Origin of the sequence: Nostoc sp. (genome assembly GCF_036917455.1) — a bacterium.
Classification (GTDB): domain Bacteria; phylum Cyanobacteriota; class Cyanobacteriia; order Cyanobacteriales; family Nostocaceae; genus Nostoc.
Genome location: NZ_JBALDK010000120.1, coordinates 1 through 5,901, shown reverse-complemented (window position 1 = coordinate 5,901; position 5,901 = coordinate 1). Strand labels below are relative to the sequence as shown.

The 5,901-nt window shown below is 40.9% G+C and carries 4 protein-coding genes; all 4 read left to right on the top strand.

All coding sequences use genetic code 11. The features are described 5' to 3' along the window. The first annotated feature begins 81 nt into the window (after positions 1–81). The 4 genes from V7K42_RS12905 to V7K42_RS12890 all read left to right on the top strand — a co-directional run bounded on the left by V7K42_RS12905 (position 82) and on the right by V7K42_RS12890 (position 5,811). A complete protein-coding gene (locus V7K42_RS12905; RefSeq protein WP_334916707.1) occupies positions 82–1,674 on the top strand; it encodes a calcium-binding protein in 1,593 nt (530 codons plus the stop codon). A 352-nt stretch (positions 1,675–2,026) separates the two neighbouring features. Then, a complete protein-coding gene (locus V7K42_RS12900) occupies positions 2,027–2,827 on the top strand; it encodes a hypothetical protein (RefSeq protein WP_334916709.1) in 801 nt (266 codons plus the stop codon). A 722-nt stretch (positions 2,828–3,549) separates the two neighbouring features. Next, positions 3,550–4,770 carry an MFS transporter gene (locus V7K42_RS12895; RefSeq protein WP_334916705.1) on the top strand — a complete coding sequence of 407 codons (1,221 nt, stop codon included), beginning with the start codon at positions 3,550–3,552 and terminating at the stop codon, positions 4,768–4,770. 63 nt (positions 4,771–4,833) lie between these two features. Continuing rightward, on the top strand, positions 4,834–5,811 hold the full coding sequence (locus V7K42_RS12890) for a hypothetical protein (RefSeq protein WP_334916703.1): 978 nt from the start codon (positions 4,834–4,836) through the stop codon (positions 5,809–5,811). The last annotated feature ends 90 nt before the right edge of the window (positions 5,812–5,901 follow it).

Below are 5,901 nucleotides of genomic sequence, written 5' to 3'. Positions count from 1 at the left end.
CTCTTCAGGTGGCTCGTGACTTCATTCTGGAACATCTTGAACAAAAGATGGGCTTGAGTACACATAACCAGACTCCTGTCAATGCGTAAGTTCTGGTTAGGTGGTACTGGTGATGACACCTTTAAGGGTGGTCAGGGTTATGACAGCATTGATGGTGGAGTTGGTACAGATACCGCAGACTACGGCAAACTCGGTCAAACTATTACCCTCTCAGGAGTAGGGACAGTTACCAAAGCTGGTGGATTGGGACAAGACCAACTCTTGAATGTAGAAAAGATTATTGCCGATGCTAGTGTTCTCAACAACACCATAGATGCTTCCGCATCTTTAGCTGGTGTATCTATCACAGTTAACCTACAAAGCCAAACTTTGACAGCCAATAATGTTCCTGGTTTGGGGACATTGCCATTTACTGTAGTTAACTTTGATGATGTCATCGGCACAAATGCAGATGACAGCATTACAGGTGATAGCCAAAATAATAAATTAACAGGCAATGGTGGCAATGACACATTTAGAGGCAGTCGCGGTAACGACAGCATTGATGGCGGAAGTGGCTTTGATACTGTAGACTACAGCAGCTTAGGCAAAAAAATCACCCTCTCAGGTGTAGGGACAATTACTAAAGCTGGTGGTTTCGGAACAGATACAGTATTTCAAGTAGATAAGGTAATTGCTGATGCCAGCGTTGCCAATAACACTATAGATGCGTCTCAATCTTTGCCTGGGGTAGCTGCCATTGCTGACCTACAAGCCCAAACTATCTCTGCTCTTAATGTTCCTGGTTTGGGAACATTGACATTTAATGTAGTCAACTTTGCCAATGTTATCGGTACTGTTAACAATGACAGCATAAAGGGTGACGGCCAAAATAACCAATTAACTGGCCTGGCTGGTGATGACCTGATTGATGGTAGAGATGGTAATGACCTGATTGATGGTGGACTGGGTAATGACACCTTGATAGGTGGTGCAGGCGATGATACCTTCAAGGGCAGTAAAGGTAACGACAGCATCGATGGCGGAGATGGCTTTGATACCGCAGACTACAGCAAGCTAGGTAAAGCCATCACCCTATCAGGTGTAGGACAAATCACTAAAGCTGGTGGCTTCGGAACAGACACAGTTTTTAAAGTAGAAACAGTTATTGCTGATGCTAGCGTTGCCAATAACACCATAGATTCCTCACAATCTGTTGCTGGTGTATCTATCACTGCTAACTTACAGGAGCAAACTATCTCTGCCCTTAACGTTCCTAGTTTGGGGACAATAACATTTAATGTACTCAACTTTGATAATCTCATCGGTACAAATGCAGGTGACAGCATTACTGGCGATAGCCAAAATAACCGATTAGAAGGTGGCTTCGGTAATGACACTATCTCCGGTGGCTTCGGTAATGACACCATCATTGGTGGACAAGGTGCTGACATTCTCACTGGTGGCTCTGGTGCAGATAAGTTTGTTTTCAACAGTGTTAATGATGGTATTGACACCATTACAGATTACAACTTTGGTCAAAGCGACGTAATCCAAGTTTCTAAAGCAGGCTTTGGTACTACTAATCTTAGTGATTTTTCCTACAACTCATTGAGCGGTGATTTGTCTTTCTTAGGAAATCAATTCGCCTTCATTCAAAATTCCTCATCCAATCTAACTATTCAGTTGGTCTAAAGTTACTGCGAGTTACAACTTCATAACAAGTTAAAGCTTTTTAAAGTTTGTTGTGGAATTACTGTCTAGTAGTCAATCAACAACAGATTCAGCATGGTATAGACACGAGCAATTGTGTCTATACCCCATACTAAAATTATGTAGGAAAAATGATGTTTAATTAGGAAAAATATTAAGTATATCAACTTTTAATAGCCAGTAATCAAAAAGTTTTGGCAACATAACCATTAAACACAGTAGTTAGTTTAGCTCTCTCAAGTAGAGCAATACATTGCCTCATCCTGGGTGTTGAATTATTCCATTTTAATGATATTATCTTTTTAGTAATTCAGGAGTAAGCCTTGTGTATTCTATGATAAATCAATTAGTTAAATTATCTGTTAAATACTTACCAGCAATTACAGCTATAATAACGGTTATTCCATTACCAGTTAAAGCAGCTACATTCTTAGTAACTGAACGCGCTGTTTTAGGAGGAAACGATCTAGTTAATTGGGGAAGTTTAGGTAAAGTATTCAATCCCTCTGCTCCTGATTTTTCTGTCTTTTTACCTAACTCTTTTTCAGCAACATCCCAAGGTGGTTTAGGGTTGGATATAAATATAGCTCCAACGAATAATCCTCGGATTACTCCACCGTTTGTCTTTCAAACTTTACCTTCTCCTGGAATTCGCAGTAACTTTACTCCAGGCGATTTTATTCTCTTTGGAGGTATAGATCCAACAGGTTTTATTCCTCTTCCTCCTGGTACTCCCGATCCTGGAACTCAGGGAAACGGTGAGCCTTTGACGATTAGTTTTGCCCAGCCTGTTCTTGGCGCTGGGACTCAAATAGCTATAGACACTAGTAAATTAAAAGTTGAAACTTTTCTCAACGCTTTTGATAGCAACAATAACCTTTTGGGTAGTTTTTCAGTTCCAAATATTTCGTCCTTAGCATTAGATAATTCGGCAGTGTTCTTGGGGATTCGTAGCGACACCCCAAACATCTCACGACTCGTTTTTAGCAGTTCTGCTCCCCAATTCGGCTTGGCCATCAATCAGGTAAGCATTCTTGCAGTTCCTGAATCAACTTATACCTTGGCGATATTAGCATTTGGTGTTTCAGGTGCTGTTTTGAAACTACGTCAACGCCCTCGATCAAATAATTATTAATTCGTAATTGAAGAGTAAAGAGCAGCCCATACCAAAATCTCTGATTGGGTGGTCTGCAAGACACTCTATACTAGACGCTGCGCGTAGGGAGGGGTCGCAGACTTGCTTTCTTGTATTGCTATCAGTGATGAGTCCAGAGCTAAGGAGATTTCTGAATAAGAAATTACCAAGTCAGTTAAAAGAGTCCTTTTCCCAGTAGGGCATCATAGCTACTCAATCGGTTTATTGGGTAATTTATTTTCCGGAAATCACCTAACACTGATTGTAACTGATAATGACGTTTGCAGGATTCCCTAACATCATTATCAATTAGGAATTATTTTGACCCTGCTACATACAGTGTCAAAATAACTCGTGATTGAAGAAGTTGGAAGTTTTAGGCATACTCCAACTTATGTCAGACGTAAGTTCCAGAGAATTTATTTTTATCTTTAGCCAAATTAAAGTCAATGTCATACAAAGAAGTAGAACACATCATAGAAGCTAAGATACAAAAAGCTATACGGAAGCACGAGATCGTAGTTGCTTTTATTAGTAGTATTACTGGCTTAATTTTTATAATGGGTTTATTCCACGCTATTTCGCTCAATCACGCTCAAATTCACGCATTTTGCTTGAACTGATTACCGATCGCACTCAATGAATCTTTACGATCGAGCATTCCCTGCTGTGCATACAACCAATCTAAGTTACACATATTTTTTATAAAAGGGAATTGCACTATGGAGAGCAAAAATCATAGCAAGTCTATGTTTGCCTTATTTTTGACTGTATTTATAGACTTGCTGGGCTTCGGAATTATTCTGCCGATACTGCCTTTGTATGCTGAACAATTCGGCGCAAAACCGAATGAAGCCACTCTGCTTGTAGCGATTTATTCTTTAATGCAGTTCTTATTTGCACCATTATGGGGCAGATTTAGCGATCGCTACGGTCGTCGTCCAATTTTGTTACTGACTCTATTCGGTTCTGTAATTGCATACACAGGCTTAGGCTTTGCCAATTCATTATGGATGTTGTTTCTGGCTCGTAGTCTTGCGGGGATTATGGCAGGGAATATTAGTACCGCTCAGGCGTACATCGCAGATATTACCACGCCAGTTAATCGAGCTCGTGGTATGGGCATAATCGGAGCAGCTTTTGGTCTTGGCTTCATTCTCGGCCCAGCGATTGGGGGTCTTCTCATCGGATCTGATCCTGACAACGCGAACTTTCATCTACCATCGTTGTTCGCAGGCGGATTATCTTTATTAGCGTTTCTTTATGCTTTGATATTACTTCCAGAGTCCCTAAATTCTGAAACTAAAGCCAAAATCAAAGTTCATCGCCAGCATCAGCGACGGCTGAATTTATTACAACTGTCACAACGTCCACAGTTTTGTGTGCTTGTAGGAATCTACTTTTTAGTAACCTTTGCGGTTGCAGCTATGGACTCTACATTGGCTTTATGGTCTAAGCAGCAATTAAACTGGGGCCCTCAACAAACTAGTTATCTTTTTGCCTTCATGGGGATTGTCAGCACAATAATTCAAGGAGGACTAATCGGATTCCTCAAGAAACATTTTGGCGAAATCAAGTTACTTATCTTGGGAATATTAGGGTTAGGTTTAGGATTACTACTAATTGGATTTTCACAAAGCTTAATTTTATTGTTGGTCGCTACTACACTTGTGGCATGGGGAATTAGTATTAGCCAACCAATATTGAATAGTTTAATTTCCCAGATGACAGCCCCAGAAGAGCAAGGGCAAATATTAGGAATTGCCAGTTCTTGCTCTGCCTTAGCACGCATCGGTGGGCCAACGTGGGCAGGAATTAGTTTTATGAAATTTGGGAGTTATGCTCCTTTTTTAAGTGGAACTTTAGTAATGCTAGTAGCTTTGACTCTTAGTTTTCGAGTGACTAAAAATGTATATGAAGTCAAGACAGAGCGTATCGCCTGACAATCTAGACCTTAATTAAGAATTACGAATTACGAAGCAGGGCGTAGCCCATTACGAATTAATATGACAGGTCGCCGAGTATTATTTTTAGGGATTTTCATAAGCATCCTCCTCACCTATGCAATTTGGATGGGTGGGAGCATTCCTGCAAGCATCACCAAACTTCCTGACCAAGGATTAAACTGGTATTACTGGAAGCTTCCCGAACCGACTTTTTGGAGTCGGGCGACGGCTTGGGGTATGTACATTGGGCATCAGTTTAGCATCTGGGCGTGTATCTTGTGGGCGCAGCGATCGCAGTTGAAATACAAATCAGCATTGCACCCGATTAATTACCTCATGCTTGCCATTAACGGTGCATTCATCGCTTTACACTTCCTCCAGACCTATATTTGGTACGATGCTTTAGCTCAAGATACTTCAATTTGGGCTTCTCAAGGTGCAGTTGTCCTCTTACTGGTGTTTGTACTAATTTTAGAAACGCCTCGACGCGGTTTGTTTTTTGGCAATTCTGTTCCATTCCATCAACAGTTTTTGCAAATTATCAAGCTGTACCACGGCTATTTTTTCTCCTTCGCTGCTATCTACACCTTTTGGTATCACCCAATGGAAGCGACTGTGGGGCACTTAATTGGTTTTCTCTATATGTTCTTGCTTCTGCTCCAATCGTCGTTGATCTTTAACCGCGCTCATACAAACCGTTGGTGGACGTTCTCTTTAGAAATAACAGTGGTTTTACATAGTGTAGTTGTATCGTTGATGCTAGGACAAAGCAAGTGGCCCACATTTCTCTTTGGTTTTCTTGGCATTTTAGTACTTACCCAACTCCACGGTTTACCTGTAGGTATCTGGACTAAACGTACTATTTACGGAGTTTTTTTAGTGAGTGTACTGGCCATTTATGGACTGACTGAACGCGGCTTGGGCAGAATTTATGAAGTAACCTATATTCCTCTGATTGAGTTTGGGTTAGTTGGCATAATTTACTTAATCTTCTTGCTCATCTTATGGACAATTTCTCGTGTACTTGTAAAGACGTAAGTAGGTGGGCGGGAAAAAACCTAACTATGTTAAGATAAGTGAATACGGAAAATGTGCCTACCGAGGTGATGAATGATATGGGCGCTCGTT

What these genes read in the sequence shown, in the direction of transcription:
- V7K42_RS12905 (WP_334916707.1), top strand. Translation starts at nt 82, where the DNA reads ATGCGTAAGTTCTGGTTAGGTGGTACTGGTGATGACACCTTTAAGGGT.
- V7K42_RS12900 (WP_334916709.1), top strand. Translation starts at nt 2,027, where the DNA reads ATGATAAATCAATTAGTTAAATTATCTGTTAAATACTTACCAGCAATT.
- V7K42_RS12895 (WP_334916705.1), top strand. Translation starts at nt 3,550, where the DNA reads ATGGAGAGCAAAAATCATAGCAAGTCTATGTTTGCCTTATTTTTGACT.
- V7K42_RS12890 (WP_334916703.1), top strand. Translation starts at nt 4,834, where the DNA reads ATGACAGGTCGCCGAGTATTATTTTTAGGGATTTTCATAAGCATCCTC.